Origin of the sequence: Salmonella sp. SAL03688, from assembly GCF_046551895.1 — a bacterium.
GTDB lineage: Bacteria > Pseudomonadota > Gammaproteobacteria > Enterobacterales > Enterobacteriaceae > Salmonella > Salmonella enterica.
In genome coordinates, this window is sequence record NZ_JBGDVI010000001.1 from 313,729 (window position 1) to 330,927 (window position 17,199).

At 55.2% G+C, this 17,199-nt stretch carries 16 protein-coding genes; 4 read left to right on the forward strand and 12 right to left on the reverse strand.

Annotated features, from left to right (window positions below; genetic code table 11):
- Positions 1-99: 99 nt before the first annotated feature.
- The 3 genes from nadR to serB form a co-directional block, all read right to left on the reverse strand.
- Positions 100-1,332 (reverse strand): multifunctional transcriptional regulator/nicotinamide-nucleotide adenylyltransferase/ribosylnicotinamide kinase NadR, encoded by a 1,233-nt coding sequence (gene nadR, locus ACLJR2_RS01390; protein WP_001532645.1) that lies wholly within the window; start codon positions 1,330-1,332, stop codon positions 100-102.
- Positions 1,333-1,482: 150 nt separating this feature from the next.
- Entirely contained in the window at positions 1,483-2,865 is a 1,383-nt protein-coding gene (gene radA, locus ACLJR2_RS01395) for a DNA repair protein RadA (RefSeq protein WP_001029710.1), read from the reverse strand.
- Positions 2,866-2,948: 83 nt separating this feature from the next.
- Positions 2,949-3,917, reverse strand: coding sequence for a phosphoserine phosphatase (gene serB / locus ACLJR2_RS01400; RefSeq protein WP_001132982.1), 969 nt, complete (start codon positions 3,915-3,917; stop codon positions 2,949-2,951).
- A gap of 116 nt (positions 3,918-4,033) precedes the next feature.
- Here serB and ACLJR2_RS01405 point away from each other — a divergent pair, with 116 nt between their 5' ends.
- Both ACLJR2_RS01405 and lplA read left to right on the forward strand, forming a co-directional pair.
- Positions 4,034-4,678 carry a YtjB family periplasmic protein gene (locus tag ACLJR2_RS01405; protein ID WP_000090067.1) on the forward strand — a complete coding sequence of 215 codons (645 nt, stop codon included), beginning with the start codon at positions 4,034-4,036 and terminating at the stop codon, positions 4,676-4,678.
- Positions 4,679-4,711: 33 nt separating this feature from the next.
- On the forward strand, positions 4,712-5,728 hold the full coding sequence (lplA, locus tag ACLJR2_RS01410; RefSeq protein ID WP_000209763.1) for a lipoate--protein ligase LplA: 1,017 nt from the start codon (positions 4,712-4,714) through the stop codon (positions 5,726-5,728).
- Positions 5,729-5,732: 4 nt separating this feature from the next.
- Here lplA and yjjJ read toward each other — a convergent pair whose 3' ends face one another.
- The 5 genes from yjjJ to deoC all read right to left on the reverse strand — a co-directional run bounded on the left by yjjJ (position 5,733) and on the right by deoC (position 11,572).
- A complete protein-coding gene (yjjJ, locus tag ACLJR2_RS01415; protein ID WP_001534747.1) occupies positions 5,733-7,061 on the reverse strand; it encodes a type II toxin-antitoxin system HipA family toxin YjjJ in 1,329 nt (442 codons plus the stop codon).
- A 178-nt stretch (positions 7,062-7,239) separates the two neighbouring features.
- Complete coding sequence (gene deoD / locus ACLJR2_RS01420; protein WP_000224864.1) at positions 7,240-7,959, reverse strand: purine-nucleoside phosphorylase; 720 nt, start codon at positions 7,957-7,959, stop codon at positions 7,240-7,242.
- Between the two features lie 112 nt (positions 7,960-8,071).
- Positions 8,072-9,295, reverse strand: coding sequence for a phosphopentomutase (deoB, locus tag ACLJR2_RS01425; protein WP_000816454.1), 1,224 nt, complete (start codon positions 9,293-9,295; stop codon positions 8,072-8,074).
- Positions 9,296-9,346: 51 nt separating this feature from the next.
- Positions 9,347-10,669, reverse strand: a complete 1,323-nt coding sequence (gene deoA / locus ACLJR2_RS01430) for a thymidine phosphorylase (RefSeq protein WP_000477838.1) — start codon at positions 10,667-10,669, stop codon at positions 9,347-9,349.
- 123 nt (positions 10,670-10,792) lie between these two features.
- Complete coding sequence (gene deoC, locus ACLJR2_RS01435) at positions 10,793-11,572, reverse strand: deoxyribose-phosphate aldolase (protein WP_001519713.1); 780 nt, start codon at positions 11,570-11,572, stop codon at positions 10,793-10,795.
- 259 nt (positions 11,573-11,831) lie between these two features.
- Here deoC and ACLJR2_RS01440 point away from each other — a divergent pair, with 259 nt between their 5' ends.
- Positions 11,832-13,382: a YjjI family glycine radical enzyme gene (locus ACLJR2_RS01440; RefSeq protein WP_001111673.1), complete on the forward strand. Its 1,551-nt coding sequence runs from the start codon at positions 11,832-11,834 to the stop codon at positions 13,380-13,382.
- Positions 13,354-14,217 carry a YjjW family glycine radical enzyme activase gene (locus tag ACLJR2_RS01445; RefSeq protein WP_001064939.1) on the forward strand — a complete coding sequence of 288 codons (864 nt, stop codon included), beginning with the start codon at positions 13,354-13,356 and terminating at the stop codon, positions 14,215-14,217. Before ACLJR2_RS01440 ends, ACLJR2_RS01445 begins: the two co-directional genes overlap by 29 nt.
- Before the next feature lie 32 nt (positions 14,218-14,249).
- On the opposite strand, the gene ACLJR2_RS01450 is transcribed toward ACLJR2_RS01445, so the two are convergent.
- The 4 genes from ACLJR2_RS01450 to osmY all read right to left on the reverse strand — a co-directional run bounded on the left by ACLJR2_RS01450 (position 14,250) and on the right by osmY (position 17,124).
- Positions 14,250-15,023, reverse strand: a complete 774-nt coding sequence (locus ACLJR2_RS01450; protein WP_000119015.1) for a metal-dependent hydrolase — start codon at positions 15,021-15,023, stop codon at positions 14,250-14,252.
- Complete coding sequence (locus tag ACLJR2_RS01455) at positions 15,020-16,093, reverse strand: patatin family protein (protein ID WP_000531541.1); 1,074 nt, start codon at positions 16,091-16,093, stop codon at positions 15,020-15,022. Before ACLJR2_RS01455 ends, ACLJR2_RS01450 begins: the two co-directional genes overlap by 4 nt.
- 123 nt (positions 16,094-16,216) lie before the next feature.
- Complete coding sequence (locus tag ACLJR2_RS01460) at positions 16,217-16,378, reverse strand: DUF1328 domain-containing protein (RefSeq protein ID WP_000490276.1); 162 nt, start codon at positions 16,376-16,378, stop codon at positions 16,217-16,219.
- A 128-nt stretch (positions 16,379-16,506) separates the two neighbouring features.
- On the reverse strand, positions 16,507-17,124 hold the full coding sequence (gene osmY / locus ACLJR2_RS01465; protein WP_000178958.1) for a molecular chaperone OsmY: 618 nt from the start codon (positions 17,122-17,124) through the stop codon (positions 16,507-16,509).
- Between the last annotated feature and the right edge of the window lie 75 nt (positions 17,125-17,199).

A 17,199-nucleotide genomic window follows, 5' to 3' on the forward strand; every position in this document is an offset into this window, starting at 1 on the left:
GCGCTTGCGCTTACCCGGCCTACAAACCCAGCGATTCCAATACGTTGTGAAACTGTAGGCCTGATAAGACGCGGTAAGCGTCGCATCAGGCATTGGTTCTTATCCCTGCTCGCCCATCATCTCTTTCACCAGTTCCACACAGCGCAAAAAGCGGCCATCGTAATCAGCCTCTTTAACGTGAACGAACTCAATATTGTTTTCTTTCAGCATCTCGACCAGCAGGTTCTGGAACGCTTTGCGATCCACTGAACTGCCCAGGCTTCGCAGTCCGTCAGCTATCCACGGCGTATTATTCTCCAGCAAAATCACCAGGTCGAAGCGATACTCGTCGATCAGCGCCTGGACAAAGGGATGCTCGCGCCCTTCGTATTTTTTGCAAAATGCCTGGGTGGTGACGAAATCGGTATCGATAAACGCCACTTTATTCGCATATTTCACTGCAAAATCAATATATTGCGCATGACCCAGCGCAATTTTATCGTAGTCGGAATACTGTAACGCCATCTCATCGCCGCCCAGATGCGAAAAGACATAGTCGCGGCCATATTCCCAGGCGCTGGTGGTATTAAAAATATTGGCGAGCTTATTGACCAGCGTAGACTTGCCGCTTGATTCCCCGCCCAGAATCGCGACGGTACGCACGAAAAACGGCTTCACTTCGGTAGGAATATATTCCCAGTAACGAAACGGATTTTCGCGGATTTGCGCCCCACTGATATTCATAAACGTGCGTTCAGGATCGACCAGCACCGTCTCAATCCCTAAATGCTCAAGATACTGCGGCGCATCAGCCTCTTCGGAAGTGTAGATCCAGCTCGGCTGTATTCCCTTCTCTGCCATAAACGCTTTAATGCCGTTGCTCCAGACGTCCCAGCCATGCGGATAAGGCTCCATCCCCTCTTCATTAAAGGCGTGGATGCGAATATTTTTTTGGTATTTGAAGGTTTGCAATAACCAGCGCAGGCGATCCGACACGGTGGGCTGCTGCGACATGGCGCTATCCTCAAACAGCCCGCGGTCGCGCGTATCGTCATATCCCATAATGATGTGCAACTCATCCACCTGGCTACAGGCGCGCTGGATCAAGTAGATGTGTCCGGTATGCAATGGATAAAATTTACCGAACACCACGCCAATGTTTTTCTGTCGGCGGGGAAACTCCAGCCCGAGAAAACGGTGTAGCGCCTCCAGTTTTTGCGCGCTGGGGCTTTTGATTTTGGCGTTAAGTAACTGACTCAGATACCCCTTGGTCATACCGCTGGCGTCAGCCACCTGTTGCAGAGTGCAACCTTGCTGCTTAATCGCGGTTTTGAGATAGTCGAACGATGACACAAGAGCCTCCTGCTGGAAAAATCGCATAACACTGCCTGACGGCGCTTCGCTTATCAGGCCTACAACATCAATCCGTATCAATCCGTAGGCCGGATAAGACGCATTGCATCGCCATCCGGCAAATTATACAACATCACTACATACAGAGAATTATAAGTCGTCAAACACGCTTAACGCATCTGCGAGCTTTTTAACACCGAACACCTGCATTCCTTCCGGCGGCTTTTTCGGTACGTTGGCGGCAGGCACAATCGCCCGACGAAAACCGTGTTTCGCCGCCTCGGAAATACGCTCCTGCCCGCTCGGCACCGGACGAATCTCGCCTGCCAGCCCCACTTCGCCAAACACCACCAGATCCTGCGGCAACGGCCTGTCACGCAGGCTGGAGACCATCGCCAGCAGTAAAGCCAGATCCGCGCTGGTTTCGGTGACTTTCACGCCGCCGACCACGTTGACGAAGACGTCCTGATCCGACATTTGCAGACCGCCGTGTCGGTGCAGCACCGCCAGCAGGATTGCCAGACGGTTTTGTTCCAGACCGACCGCCACGCGTCTGGGGTTCGCCATCATCGAGTGATCGACCAGCGCCTGAATCTCCACCAGCAACGGTCGCGTACCTTCCCAGACGACCATCACTGAACTGCCGGAAGTGACCTCATCGCCACGGCTTAAAAAGATGGCGGACGGATTGCTCACTTCGCGCAACCCCTGTTCGGTCATGGCGAAGACGCCCAGCTCATTGACTGCGCCAAAGCGGTTTTTGTGGCTGCGCAGCGTGCGGAAACGAGAATCGGCGTCGCCGTCGAGCAATACTGAGCAATCGATACAGTGTTCCAGCACTTTCGGCCCCGCCAGCGACCCGTCTTTGGTGACGTGGCCGACCATCACGATCGCCACGCCGCGCGTTTTGGCGAAGCGCGTCAGGTAGGCTGCCGTTTCGCGGACCTGGGCGACGCTGCCTGGCGACGACTGAATGTCCGCCATATGCATCACCTGTATGGAGTCGATCACCATCAGTTTCGGCTGTTCTTCTTCCGCTATCAGGCAGATCTGCTCGATGCTGGTTTCGGAGAGCATATTCAGATTAGCGGTCGGCAGGCCGAGACGGTGCGCGCGCATCGCCACCTGCTGTAGCGATTCTTCGCCGGTGACGTACAGCGTTTTCATCTGCTCGGCGAGCTTGCACAGCGTTTGCAGCAACAACGTTGATTTGCCCGCGCCGGGGTTACCGCCAATCAAAATGGCGCTGCCGGGTACCACCCCGCCGCCCAGCACGCGGTCAAACTCTTTAAAACCGGTAGAAAAGCGCGGCAGTTCCTCAAGACTGATGTCAGACAGTTTCTGCACTTTTGATACGCCCGCACTGCCGGCGTATCCGCTCAGACGTTCGTTACGCGCCACCGTCGGCGATGCGGCAAGGCGCACCTCGGTAATGGTGTTCCAGGCATGGCAGGCGCTGCATTGCCCCTGCCAGCGCGGGTAATCGGCCCCGCATTCATTGCAAACAAAGGCGCGTTTGGGAGCTTTTGCCACGTTTTACCTCTTTCGTTAACGCTGTTGCCGGATGGCGCTGGCGCTTATCCGGCCTACGGTCGCCTTGCCATTGGGCAGGTTAATCATTTCTGGTTCATGCTGCCGGAGAGAATGCAAAACACGCCCATCAGGTCAGCGTGGCGGATCGTAATATCCGTCTTTTCGTTTACTTTTGGCTTGGCATGGAAGGCAATACCTAACCCTGCCGCTTTGATCATGGGCAGATCGTTAGCGCCGTCGCCAATCGCCACCGTCTGCGCCAGCGGGATGTCATGCTCTTGCGCCAGACGAAGCAAGGTATTGGCTTTATACTCAGCATCCACAATATCGCCGATAACGTGGCCGGTAAATTTACCGTCCATGATCTCCAGCTCATTGGCGACTGCCGCCGTCAGACGTAGCTGGTCACGCAGATAGTCGGCGAAGAAAGTGAAGCCGCCGGAGGCGATAGCGATTTTCCAGCCAAGCGCTTCCAGTTTTAGCACCAACTGCGTTAATCCTGGCATTAGCGGCAGATTCCCGCGCACCTGGCGCAAAATATCGGCATCCGCGCCTTTCAGCGTCGCCACGCGGCTGCGCAGGCTGGCGGTAAAATCAAGCTCGCCGCGCATCGCGCGCTCCGTCACTTCAGCCACCTTCTCACCGGTACCGGCCAGCTTCGCGATTTCATCGATACACTCAATCTGGATCGCCGTGGAATCCATATCCATGACCAGCAGCCCCGGTGTGCGCAGATGCGGAATTTTACCCAGCGGCGCGACATCCAGCTGCGCCTCATGCGCCAGCCGCGTCGCACGCGGCGTCAGCGACCCCGCCAGACGAATGACCTGATAATCCTCCACGCACCAGGCGGCGACAATCACCATTGCGGCGCCCAGTTTGGTCTGATATTGAGTTAAACGCTGCTTATCCAGCCCGCGCCCATACAGCAGCCAACCGCTGCGGCCTGCATGGTAATCCAGAGGCATCACCTCGTCGCCGCTTAAAGAAAGAGGCAAACCAGGCCATAAAGAGACATCTTCAGGCAGATCGCACCAGGTAATGTTAGGCATTAAAGCTCCTGTAAATCGTTCAGGCCGGTAACCGCCCCGCGGAAAATAACGCATGAGGCTACCTTGTAACCATCGCTTCTGGCAACATTAAGCCTCAAATTTTCAGCAGGTGGAATATGGCTCGCGCAAAACTGAAATTTCGGCTGCATCGTGCAGTCATTGTATTGTTCTGTCTCACACTGCTCGTCGCGCTCATGCAGGGCGCTTCATGGTTTAGTCAAAACCACCAGCGACAGCGCAATCCGCAGCTGGAAGAGCTGGCCCGCACGCTGGCGCGCCAGGTGACGCTCAACATCGCCCCGCTGATGCGCAGCGAAACACCGGATGAAAATCGCATCAACGCCGTGCTGCGTCAGCTCACGCAAGAGAGCCGTATTCTGGATGCCGGCGTCTATGATGAACAGGGCGATCTTATTACTCGCGCTGGCGAAAGCGTCAATGTGCGCGACAGGCTGGCGCTGGATGGCAAAAAAGCGGGCAGCTATTTTAACCAACAAATTGTCGAGCCTATCCAGGGGAAAAACGGCCCCTTGGGTTACCTGCGTCTGACGCTGGATACCCACACGCTGGCCACCGAAGCAAAGCAGGTCGATAACACCACCAACATTCTACGCCTGATGCTGCTACTCTCGCTGGCGATAGGCGTGGTGCTGACGCGCACCTTGCTACAAGGTAAACGCACCCGCTGGCAGCAGTCGCCCTTCCTGCTAACGGCCAGCAAGCCTGTTCCGGAAGAGGAAGAGCGTGAGGAAAAAGAGTAAAATGACGGCTTAATAAAGGTAAGGAAAACCACCATGACAACATTACGCCTGCTTATTTCTGACTCTTACGATCCCTGGTTTAACCTGGCGGTCGAGGAGTGCATTTTCCGCCAGATGCCCGCCACCCAGCGCGTGCTGTTCCTGTGGCGCAACGCGGATACGGTGGTGATTGGACGCGCGCAAAACCCGTGGAAAGAGTGTAATACGCGGCGTATGGAAGAAGATAACGTCCGTCTGGCCCGCCGTAGCAGCGGCGGCGGCGCGGTATTCCATGACCTCGGTAATACCTGCTTTACCTTTATGGCCGGTAAACCGGAATACGATAAAACCATCTCCACCCATATTGTGCTCGCGGCGCTGAATTCGCTGGGCGTCATGGCCGATGCTTCGGGACGCAACGATCTGGTCGTAAAAACGCCGGACGGCGATCGCAAAGTCTCCGGTTCAGCCTATCGCGAAACCAAAGATCGCGGTTTCCATCACGGTACGCTGCTGTTGAACGCCGACCTCAGCCGTCTGGCGAACTATCTGAATCCCGATAAAAAGAAACTTGCGGCGAAAGGGATTACCTCCGTTCGCTCCCGCGTGGCCAATCTTACCGAGCTATTACCGGGTATCACTCATGAACAGGTCTGCCAGGCGGTCACTGAAGCCTTTTTCGCCCATTACGGCGAACGCGTCGACGCGGAAGTGATTTCACCGGATAAAACGCCGGATCTGCCCAACTTCGCCGAAACCTTTGCCCGACAAAGTAGTTGGGAGTGGAATTTCGGCCAGGCGCCGGCGTTCAGCCATCTGCTGGATGAACGTTTTACCTGGGGTGGCGTCGAGCTGCATTTCGATGTCGAAAAAGGTGTGATTACCCGCGCACAGGTGTTTACCGATAGCCTGAACCCGGCACCGCTGGAAGCCTTAGGCGAGCGTTTACAAGGCTGCCAGTATCGAGTGGATGTGTTGGAGCAGGCCTGCGAATCTTTAATTGCTGAATTCCCGGCTCAGAAAGGTGAGCTGCGGGAACTGGCTGCGTGGATGGCTCAAGCTGTACGCTAAGCGTCTACGCCAGCCGCCCGATGGTCTGCGCGGCTAACTTCAATTTTCCCACCATCGCGCGGGCAATCTCCTGAAAGCCCGCACTGATGCGTTTATCATCAGCGACCAGCACCCAAAAGCGCTCGGCCAACGGCAAGGCAAATTCCCACGCTTTCTTATCGATTGTGGCCTCCACACGAATGTCGACAGGCGCGTAGCGCAACATGCCCGATGCCGCCGGAGCGTAAGCCATCGGCAACATATCATAGACAGGCGCGAGCGCCATCGGGGCATCGGAGTAATAAAACGAGAGGTTACCCGCATGCATATCGCTGTTGGCGATAAGCCGACCAAACGCCCAAATTTTCTCAATTTGCTGATGGGCAACAGCATCTATAATGCCCTGCCCGGCAAGCCGATGCGTGACCACCGGCCAGATGCCTGGCGAAGATGCATACTCGCCTTGCAACGCCTCCAGGGAAACAATTTGCCGACGACCACGTATCCCGGTACAGTCGAAGCGAATGCTTTCCAGAAAGACCTGTCCTCCCTCGCTGCAAATAGCCGTGGCTAAGCTGGCGTTGATGCTGGCGGCAGAAAGCACGGCTAATGCGATGGACTCGGCAATCAAGAGGTCGCTCCAGCGTTCAGAAACGGCGTTCCTTTCACGCGCGCTGAATTTCACCAGTACGTTCTGATTGCCCCATCTTGTTTCTGCAAAACAGGCAAATTTAGGCTGCTCACCACCAGCTGAAGAGCCAATGACCTCACCTGCGAGCGCGTCTTCCGCCAGCTGCTGATAGCGATTGAGTTTTTCGGACTGCGTAATCGCCGTCGCATCCGGCGCGGTCACCCAACGCTGGTAATTCTCCTCACCCACGATCCAGCCGCCCGCATTTTCACCCTGATACGCCCGCAGCGCATACAGGACTTCATCCTCTTGCCACAACCGGATGTCATCAGGCAGATGCGCATACCCAGCCACGGCCCTTCCCCAGGCTCGCCCAAGGAATCCCTGTGGCCTAAGATCGGTCAGATACCATGGCAGGCTGTCAAACCATTGCCATTCACCTGTATCAAGCGCAACCAGGCAACTCCCCTGAGGCCAACATGGATAAAGAACGCCAAACTTAGCGGCCTGTCCTTGTGCATTGACCTGCCAGAGGGGAAAGGCCGCGACGCCGCGAACAGGCCGAACAAGCGCGTAGCGCGTAGCACGAGCTTTACCAAACTGGATGACGTCCTGATGCGCGGAAACCAGACGAGAGAACGTCGCCTGACTAACGGCCAGCGATGATCTTAATTCAGCGGCGGAACTCGGCCCCTGTAAGAGAAAATCGGTTAATGTGCTCATAGATGAATAGATTAACGAATAGATACTTGAATGGATTTAAGGACACAGCCCTTTGATTGTCAACACAAACAAAGAAAGAGCGAGAGGAAAGATGAATAGATTATCAGAAGAGAGTGGATATAACGCTGGCATTACCCGGACCAGGCCTTGACGCGCCTCGTCCGGGTCGATTTGCTGCTTACTCTTTATCGCCCAGCAGTACGGATTCCAGTGCGATTTTGATCATGTCGTTGAAGGTCGTCTGACGTTCAGCGGCAGTGGTCTGCTCGTGGGTACGGATATGGTCAGATACGGTGCAGATGGTCAGCGCTTTCGCGCCAAATTCAGCCGCAACGCCGTAGATACCCGCCGCTTCCATCTCTACGCCCAGTACGCCGTATTTTTCCATCACGTCGAACATTTCGCCGTCCGGAGAATAGAACAGGTCAGCGGAGAACAGGTTGCCCACGCGCGCGTCTACGCCCAGCGCTTTTGCCGCGTCAACCGCGTTACGCACCATGTCGAAGTCAGCGATAGCCGCGAAGTCATGATCTTTAAAACGGATACGGTTCACTTTGGAGTCGGTGCAGGCACCCATACCGATCACCACGTCGCGCAGTTTGACGTCCATGCGCACAGCGCCGCAGGAGCCGACGCGAATGATTTTCTTCACGCCGAAATCGGTGATCAGCTCTTTGGTATAGATGGAGCAGGACGGGATACCCATACCGTGGCCCATCACGGAGATCTTACGGCCTTTGTAAGTCCCGGTGAAACCTAACATGCCGCGAACGTTGTTCACTTCGCGGACATCTTCGAGGAAAGTCTCAGCAATGTGCTTCGCACGCAGCGGGTCGCCCGGCATCAATACGACGTCAGCGAAATCACCCATTTCTGCATTAATATGTGGAGTTGCCATCTTCAGTTCCCTTTAAATTTGTTGTTATTGCCTGATGGCGGCTACGCCTTATCAGGCCTACAAAACGGTTCCTCGTAGGCCGGATAAGCGTAGCGCCATCCGGCAACGGGTATCACAGCATGTTTTTACCGTAGTCCATCGGCGATGTACCAAAGTAGGTCGCCAGCGTCTGGCCGATATCCGCGAAGGTTTCACGGTGACCTAAAGAGCCAGGTTTGACTTTTGGACCGTAGATCAGCACCGGAATGTGCTCACGGGTATGGTCAGTACCAGTCCAGCTCGGGTCACAGCCGTGGTCAGCGGTCAGGATCAGAATGTCATCTTCACCCACCAGCTCCATCAGCTCCGGCAGACGGCGGTCAAACAGCTCCAGACCTGCGGCGTAGCCCGCGATGTCGCGACGGTGGCCCCAGGAAGAGTCGAAGTCAACGAAGTTAGTGAAGACGATGGTTTTATCGCCCGCTTCTTTCATCTCTTTGAGGGTCGCGTCGAACAGCGCGTCCAGACCGGTCGCTTTCACTTTCTTAGTGATGCCGCAGTTGGCGTAGATGTCGGCAATCTTACCGACGGACACCACGTGGCCCTGTTTTTCATCGACCAGTTTCTGCAGCACGGTCGGCGCTGGCGGTTCTACGGCCAGGTCGTGACGGTTGCCGGTACGCTGGAAGTTACCGGCCTTGTCGCCGATAAACGGACGCGCGATCACGCGGCCAATGTTGTAGCCGCCTTCGGTCAGCTCTTCACGGGCGATTTCGCACAGCTCGTAGAGTTTATCCAGGCCAAAGGTCTCTTCGTGGCAGGCAATCTGGAACACGGAGTCAGCGGAGGTGTAAAAAATCGGCTTGCCGGTTTTCATGTGCTCTTCGCCGAGCTGGTCCAGAATGACCGTACCGGAAGAGTGGCAGTTGCCGAGATAGCCCGGCAGGTTGGCGCGTTTCACCAGCTTATCCAGCAGTTCCTGCGGGAAGCTGTTTTCGTGGTCGCTGAAATAGCCCCAGTCGAACAGTACCGGCACGCCGGCGATTTCCCAGTGGCCGGACGGCGTATCTTTGCCGGAGGACAGTTCGTGCGCCCATGCGTATGCGCCAATAACGTCCGCGTTGCCGTCCATACCGGCGGCAATTTTACCGGTAGAGCCTTCATGCGCTTTCACCAGCCCCAGACGAGTCAGGTTAGGCAGATTCAACGGGCCCTTACGGCCATTGTCAGCTTCGCCTTTGGCGCAAGCTTCTGCGATGTGGCCCAGAGTGTCGGAACCTACGTCGCCAAAACGATCCGCGTCTTCAGTAGCGCCGATGCCGAATGAGTCCAGCACCATAATAAATGCACGTTTCATATCTTCTCCGTACTTAGTGCTTCAAAAATAATTGATCAGATCAGTATACAACTATTCAGTAATTCGACGATAGACCGAAGGTGTGCTTGCTGGCGCTTTATCGTCAAGGATAATTGCCGCTTTGACGGCCTTCGCCGCTTCCTGCCAACTGGCTTCGTCTTTGGCATGAATCACCGCCAGCGGGCGCTGCCCGTCGATGCTGTCGCCCAGACGGGCCATGTCGGTAAAGCCAACGCTGTAATCAATGGTATCAGACGCCTGACGACGGCCGCCGCCCATCGAGACGACCGCCATCCCCAGCGCACGCGTATCCATTGCGCTGATAAACCCTTCGGTATCAGCATATACCGCTTTGCTCAACATGGCGGTCGGCAGGTATTTATCGTAGTTCTCAACGAAATCGCTCGGCCCTTTCTGCGCGGCCACCATACGACCAAAGACTTCTGCCGCTTTACCGTTATCCAGCACCGCCTGCAGTTTGGCACGCGCTTCGGCGTCGTCTTTCGCCAGCTGACCGGAGATCAGCATCTCCACACATAGCGCCATAGTGACGTCAAACAAGCGCGGATTGCGGTATTCACCGGTCAGGAACTGCACGGCTTCACGCACTTCCACCGCGTTACCGGCGCTTGAAGCCAGCACCTGGTTCATATCGGTTAACAACGCCGTAGTGCGAACTCCCGCGCCGTTTGCCACGCCGACAATCGCTTCAGCAAGGGCTTCAGAAAGTTCATAGGTCGGCATAAACGCACCGCTGCCGACTTTCACGTCCATTACCAGCGCATCCAGTCCTTCGGCCAGTTTCTTGGCGAGGATGGAACCGGTGATCAGCGGAATAGAGTCCACCGTCGCGGTAATATCGCGGGTGGCGTAAAAACGTTTGTCCGCCGGTGCAAGCGAGCTGGTTTGCCCAATAATCGCCACACCCACGTCTTGAATAATTTCGCGGAAACGGTTGTCGTCCGGGAAGATATCGAAGCCCGGGATCGCTTCCAGTTTGTCGAGCGTACCGCCGGTATGTCCAAGGCCGCGACCGGAGATCATCGGCACATAACCGCCGCAGGCCGCTACCATTGGCCCCAACATCAGAGACGTCACGTCCCCTACGCCGCCGGTCGAATGCTTATCGACAATCGGGCCATTGAGATTCAGGCTTTTCCAGTCAAGAACAGTACCGGAATCCCGCATCGCCATGGTCAGCGAAACACGCTCCGGCATGGTCATATCGTGGAAGAAGATGGTCATCGCCAGGGCGGCAATCTGCCCTTCAGAGATAGTATTGTCACGAATACCATTGATAAAGAAACGAATTTCTTCGTCACTCAACGCATGACCATCACGCTTTTTACGAATAATTTCTTGTGCGAGAAACACGGTACCCTCCTGAGGGAAAAGAGTAGAAGGCTTACATCGCCGGATGGCGGCTAACGCCTTATCCGGCCTACAGGCCTGGATTTGTAGGCCGGATAAGCGCAGCGCCATCCGGCAAATCAGAGCTTAGTAGCTGCTGGCGCTCTTACCGTCGCCGTGACCCAGCGCTTTCAGCAGGCTTGCCAGCAGGCTGGATGCGCCAAAGCGGTAGTGACGAGAATCTGCCCAGTCAGCGCCAAACAGTTCGTCTGCAATCGCGAGGAATTTCTGCGCGTCTTCCGCCGTACGTACGCCGCCCGCCGGTTTGAAGCCAACGGTTTTGGAAACGCCCATGTCGCGGATCACTTCCATCATGATGCGCGCGCTTTCCGGCGTAGCGTTTACCGGCACTTTACCGGTAGAGGTTTTGATGAAATCCGCACCGGCTTTAATGGAGATTTCAGAGGCTTTACGAATCAGCGCCTCTTCTTTCAGCTCGCCAGTTTCGATGATCACTTTCAGCAATACGTTCGCTGCGGCACAAGCGTCTTTACAGGCTTTTACCAGGTCAAAACCCACCTGCTCGTTACCGGCGATCAACGCGCGGTACGGGAATACCACGTCCACTTCGTCAGCGCCGTAGGCGATCGCCGCACGGGTTTCCGCCAGCGCAATATCGATGTCATCATTGCCATGCGGGAAGTTAGTCACCGTTGCAATGCGGATGTCCGGGGTACCTTGTTCTTTCAGAGTTTTACGCGCAATCGGGATAAAACGCGGGTAAATACAAATCGCCGCCGTATTCCCGACCGGGGTTTTTGCCTGATGACACAACGCGATCACTTTTTCATTGGTGTCGTCATCGTTCAGAGTGGTCAGATCCATCAGTTTGAGCGCACGCAGGCTGCTTGCTTTTAAATCAGTCATGACATTCTCCAACGGCATTGCCGTATAAAATTTCACCTTGCGAGTCTGTTAATATTCTAACATTCACTCGCGATTACACTTCGATATACATCACAGTTAATGAAAACTACGTACAAATTTGCATTACTGTAATGAGATCTGAATCAAATTATCCCGCCGTCACCGCCTGTTCTTCGAGCGATAAGCGCATCAGGATCAAAGTCGGTTTGCCGCCATTTTCTACAATAGCGCATCGTCCCGGCATAAAGAGGAAACGAAGATGCCTGCCTCATGCGAAACTGCGCTCCAGCAGCGTTGCCAGCAAATTGTGACCAGCCCGGTGCTCACGCCTGAACAAAAACGCCATTTTCTGGCGCTGGAAGCTGAAAACGCCCTGCCTTATCCCCCCCTGCCGGAAGATGCCCGCCAGGCGCTGGATGAAGGCGTCATTTGCGATATGTTTGAGGGGCACGCCCCCTTCAAACCGCGCTACGTGTTGCCCGATTACGCCCGATTTCTGGCTAACGGTTCACAGTGGCTGGAACTGGAAGGCGCGAAAGATCTGGATGATGCGTTATCCCTACTCACCATTCTGTATCATCACGTTCCTTCCGTGACGTCCATGCCGGTTTATCTCGGCCAGCTTGATGCGTTGCTGCAACCGTATGTTAGAATTCTAACACAAGATGCGATCGATATTCGAATAAAACGTTTCTGGCGTTATCTCGACAGAACGCTGCCAGACGCCTTTATGCATGCCAATATTGGCCCTGCCGATACGCCTGTCACACGAGCGATTTTGCGCGCTGATGCCGAGCTAAAGCAGGTGGCGCCTAACCTGACGTTTATCTACGATGCGGAAATCACGCCGGACGATCTGCTGCTGGAGGTCGCCAAAAACATTTGCGAATGCAGTAAGCCACACATTTCCAATGGCCCTGTAAATGATAAAATTTTCACAAAAGGCCATTATGGCATCGTCAGTTGTTATAACTCGCTACCGCTTGGCGGCGGCGGCAGTACGCTGGTACGTCTCAACCTGAAAGCCGTGGCAGAACGCAGTACGTCTGTCGATGACTTCTTTTCACGTACGCTACCGCACTACTGCCGACAGCAGATCGCCATCATTAATTCACGATGTGAATTCCTCTATGAAAAGTCACATTTCTTTGAGAATAGCTTTCTTGTACAGGAAGGTTTGATCGATCCCGAACGTTTTGCGCCGATGTTCGGTATGTACGGGCTGGCGGAAGCCGTGAATCTGCTGTGCGAAAACGCGGGCCTGACCGCCCGTTACGGCAAGAATGATACGGCGAACGAGCTGGGCTACCGTATCAGCGCCCAACTGGCGGATTTCGTCGAAAATACGCCAGTGAAGTATGGCTGGAAGCAACGGGCGCTGCTCCATGCCCAGTCTGGCATCAGTTCCGATATTGGCACTACGCCGGGCGCGCGTCTGCCGTATGGCGATGAACCGGACCCTATCACCCATTTGCAAACCGTCGCGCCGCACCATGCCTTTTATCATGCCGGGATCAGCGACATTCTGACGCTGGACGAAACCATCAAGCGTAATCCGCAGGCGCTGGTTCAGCTTTGTCTTGGCGCGTTCAAAGCCGGGATGCGGGAATTTACCGCCAATGTCAGCGGCAACGATCTGGTGCGTGTCACCGGTTATATGGTGCGCCTGTCGGATCTGGCGAAATTTCGCGCCGAAGGCTCGCGCACGAATACCACCTGGCTGGGAGAAGAAGCCGCACGTAATACCCGCATCCTGGAACGACAGCCACGCGTAGTCAGCCATGAACAACAGATGCGCTTTAGTCAGTAAGATCATTGCGTTTTCCTGCGTCGATGGGCCAGGCAGCCGCCTGGCATTATTCTTACAGGGCTGCAATTTGCGCTGCAAGAATTGCCATAACCCGTGGACGATGGGACGCTGTAACGACTGCGGGGAATGCGTATCGCAGTGTCCGCACCACGCCCTCAGCGTTGATGGCGGGAAAGTGGTATGGCGGTCGGACATCTGCGAGCAGTGCGATACCTGCCTGAAAATGTGCCCACAGCAGGCAACGCCAATGGCGCAGACCATGAGCGTTGACGATGTGCTGCGTCATATTCGTAAAGCATCGCTGTTTATTGAAGGTATTACCGTCAGCGGCGGAGAGGCGACCACGCAATTACCGTTTATTGTGGCGCTATTTACAGCGATCAAAGCCGATCCGCAGTTACAACGACTGACCTGCCTGGTGGACAGTAATGGTCAGTTAAGCGAGACCGGCTGGCAGAAACTACTGCCGGTTTGCGACGGCGTAATGCTCGATCTGAAAGCCTGGAAGAGCGAGTGTCATCACCGTCTGACCGGACGTGATAACACGCATATTAAGCACAGTATCCGCTTTCTTGCTGCGCGGGGAAAACTGGCGGAGCTGCGGTTGCTGGTTATCCCGGGTCAGGTGGACTATGCGGCGCATATCGATTCACTGGCGGCGTTTATTACTTCGCTGGGCGAGGTTCCGGTGCGCCTGAATGCCTTTCATGCGCATGGCGTCTATGGCGAAGCGAAAGCCTGGCCAGGCGCGACGCCGCAAGAGGTGGAACGGCTGGCAGACGGATTGCGCGCGCGTGGGGTGGCGAAGCTGATTTTGCCGGCGCTATATTTGTAAGCGTCGCCTGCCAGATGGCGGCTTCGATGCCCTCAGAGCCGAAACAAGGTAATGGTATTGCGATACAGCGTATCGGCTATCACCTCTGCGGGCTCCGGACGTAATTCGCAGAGCGCATCAAATACGCGCGCCGCCTGCTCCGGGCGATTCGGCTGCCCCTGAAACCCCTTTAGCGGCATATCCGGCGCATCGGTCTCCAGCAACAGCGCGTCCAGCGGCAACCGCGCCATAACATCACGGGTTTTACTGGCGCGCGGGTAGGTGATGGTGCCGCCGACGCCGATTTTATAGCCCAGTCGCATAAAGCGTTCGGCCTGTTGCAGACTGCCGGCAAAACCATGCACCACACCGGTTCGCGGTAGATCCTGGCGCTTTAAGTGCATCGCCAGTTTGTCATGCGTGCGCCGCGAGTGCAGGATCACCGGCAGATCGTAGCGTTTTGCCAGTTGCAGCTGCGCGTCTAAAAATCGCTCTTGCCTGGCTAACTGCGGGTCGTCGCGATAAAGGTCGAGACCGATCTCGCCTACCGCCACGACGTTCTGTTGTTGCGCCAGCGCCTGTTGTAGCTTATCAGGATCGTCATCGGCATGACGCTCAATCACAATGGGGTGCAATCCCAGCGCAGCATAAAGCGACGGGAAACGCGCCGCCAGCGCCAGCACGCGGGGAAAGTGAGCCGCCTCGGTCGCCGGCACGATGATTTTTTCAACGCCCGCCTCACAGGCACGCTGAATACTGGCGCGCTCATCGCCCGTAAAGGGCGGGAAATCAAAATGGCAGTGTGTATCGATAAAGCGCCAGCTCACGCCAGATCCTCGTCGGTAAATGTGGTGTCGTTTGCCTGCGGCGCGCTAATGACCTCCGCCACATGCGTATCATTGGCCACCGGCGCCGGAGGCACGACCACCGTTTCCGGCACGGCAATCCGCGACGAATGGCACAAGAGAGGCGGCGTTGCGGCGAGCAATTTACCAACGGTGGCAAGGAAATAACGCCCGCATAATCGCCCGGTTTTGTAATCCTCACGCAGCGCCGGGATACGGCTGCCCAGCGCCATGCTGTGCAGCGGTTTCGGCGGATAAATTTCAATGATCCGCAGCTTACCCGGCGGCTTTTCAATAAATTGTTGGATCGCGCTGTAGGACGTTTCATGATGCTGCACCAGGTTGACCAACGGCTGTAGACTGCTCTCTCCCAGCCAGCGCTCCATACGCTTAAACCACTGCGGCGTGTAATACATTTGCGAGGGTACGGTGCGGATCACCACAATGGTTTTCGCCCCCCGCTTTGCCGCCTCCTGAACCGGAATGGCGTCGCTAATGCCACCGTCCAGATAGTTGATGCCCTCTAACGTAACGCCGGTACGGTAGAAACCCGGTATGGCGCTGGAGGCGCGAATGATATCAAGCCAGTTTTGTTTTGTCGGCGAGAAATAGCCCGGCGTGTAATCATCCCCCCGGCAGGCGCACATATAAAAGGATTTTCCGCTGTCGAACAGGCGCGCTGCGGTATCCATTTGCAGCGGCATCCGGGCGGCGGTGGATTCCACCAGCCAGTCGAGGTCAATAAGGTTTCCTCCGCGTACAAATCGTAGCGGATCAAAAAATTCGCGCCTGGTGGTATAGCGCATAATGACTTTACGCCCGTAGCCGGGCTGGTTGCAGAGATACGCCGAGAGATTTTGCGCACCGGCTGATGTGCCGAAGTAGAGATGGAAAGGATTAAACTGCGCACGCATAAACTCATCCAGCACGCCTGCGGTAAAGATACCCCGCTGCCCCCCGCCCTCACAGACCAGCGCCATACGGCCTGGCCGGAACGGTGTTAATGATAACGGCGCAATATTGCCGAGCGTAACCGGTATTCGCTGGCCCACCTCTGCCTTCCTGTTTTTCATTTTTTTCCAGGCTGACAAGGTAACGCAAAACGTTAACGGCTAAAACCGTAAAAGCCAGTCCGCTGGACTGGCTTGATAGCAATATATCTTTACAGATGCCTGCTAGGGTCGTTTACGGCCCATGAACAGGCTGACCAGGAAGAGCACGATCCCGACGACGAAGACGATTTTCGCCGCGCCGGCAGCCGTACCAGCCAGTCCACCAAAACCCAATGCGGCGGCAATTAACGCGATAACCAGAAATATAATGCCCCAACGAAACATAAGCCTCTCCTTTACCATAGTTAATGTCGACCGCTAAATATGAGCGCTCAGGCTACTCATTCGCGATATTTTTAGTGTGGTGCACATTACGCCTCCCGACAAACGTCGGGAGGACGAATTACGACGAATTACTGAACTTTCAGATCGTTTTTAACACTTTTTACGCCATCAACGGCTTTCGCGATGCTTTCAGCGCGGTCGCTTTGTTCCTGAGTTTCAACGGTACCGGAGAGCTGTACGACACCATCGGTCGTTTCCACTTTCACTTTACGGGAAGGGACGAGATCGTCCGCCAGCAACTTGGCTTTGACTTCACTGGTCGTGGCCGTATCGCCGGCATAGCCTTTCATGGAACCTTCTTTATTGTCGCGAACATGAAGTTTGTCGCTAACGGAGGTCACGCCTTCTACGCCTTTCGCCACTTTCACGGCGGCTTCAGCCTGCGCCTGGCTTTCTACAAAGCCGCTCAGGGTGACGACTTTCTGATTGGTTTCGACAGAAATATCGGTGCTTTTAATATTGTCATGGTCTACCAGCGCAGCTTTGACTTTCGCAGTGATGGCGCTGTCATCCATGAAGTTACCGACTTTATTCATAGAGCTATCGACTTTTTGCCCTGTGGTTTCGGCTCCGCTTTGCGCCTTGTCCGTTGTTGCGTTTTCTGCAAAGGCAGAACCTGTCGCAACAGCAGAGGTCAACATTACGGCCAGCAGAGTTTTAGAAATCTTCAGTCTTGTCATAGTCATCGATTTGTCCTGTATAGTTTGCTCGTAATTTGAGCTCAGGCAACACGAGGTTGCATTGCTGAATGCGGTGAAACT

Excerpts from the sequence above, each read along its gene's own strand:
- ACLJR2_RS01460 (WP_000490276.1), bottom strand. The coding sequence starts at position 16,378 with ATGTTTCGTTGGGGCATTATATTTCTGGTTATCGCGTTAATTGCCGCC.
- deoB (WP_000816454.1), bottom strand. The coding sequence starts at position 9,295 with ATGAAACGTGCATTTATTATGGTGCTGGACTCATTCGGCATCGGCGCT.
- yjjJ (WP_001534747.1), bottom strand. The coding sequence starts at position 7,061 with ATGAGCACATTAACCGATTTTCTCTTACAGGGGCCGAGTTCCGCCGCT.
- deoD (WP_000224864.1), bottom strand. The coding sequence starts at position 7,959 with ATGGCAACTCCACATATTAATGCAGAAATGGGTGATTTCGCTGACGTC.
- ACLJR2_RS01445 (WP_001064939.1), top strand. The coding sequence starts at position 13,354 with ATGAACAACAGATGCGCTTTAGTCAGTAAGATCATTGCGTTTTCCTGC.
- deoC (WP_001519713.1), bottom strand. The coding sequence starts at position 11,572 with ATGACTGATTTAAAAGCAAGCAGCCTGCGTGCGCTCAAACTGATGGAT.
- serB (WP_001132982.1), bottom strand. The coding sequence starts at position 3,917 with ATGCCTAACATTACCTGGTGCGATCTGCCTGAAGATGTCTCTTTATGG.
- ACLJR2_RS01440 (WP_001111673.1), top strand. The coding sequence starts at position 11,832 with ATGCCTGCCTCATGCGAAACTGCGCTCCAGCAGCGTTGCCAGCAAATT.
- ACLJR2_RS01405 (WP_000090067.1), top strand. The coding sequence starts at position 4,034 with ATGGCTCGCGCAAAACTGAAATTTCGGCTGCATCGTGCAGTCATTGTA.
- lplA (WP_000209763.1), top strand. The coding sequence starts at position 4,712 with ATGACAACATTACGCCTGCTTATTTCTGACTCTTACGATCCCTGGTTT.
- osmY (WP_000178958.1), bottom strand. The coding sequence starts at position 17,124 with ATGACTATGACAAGACTGAAGATTTCTAAAACTCTGCTGGCCGTAATG.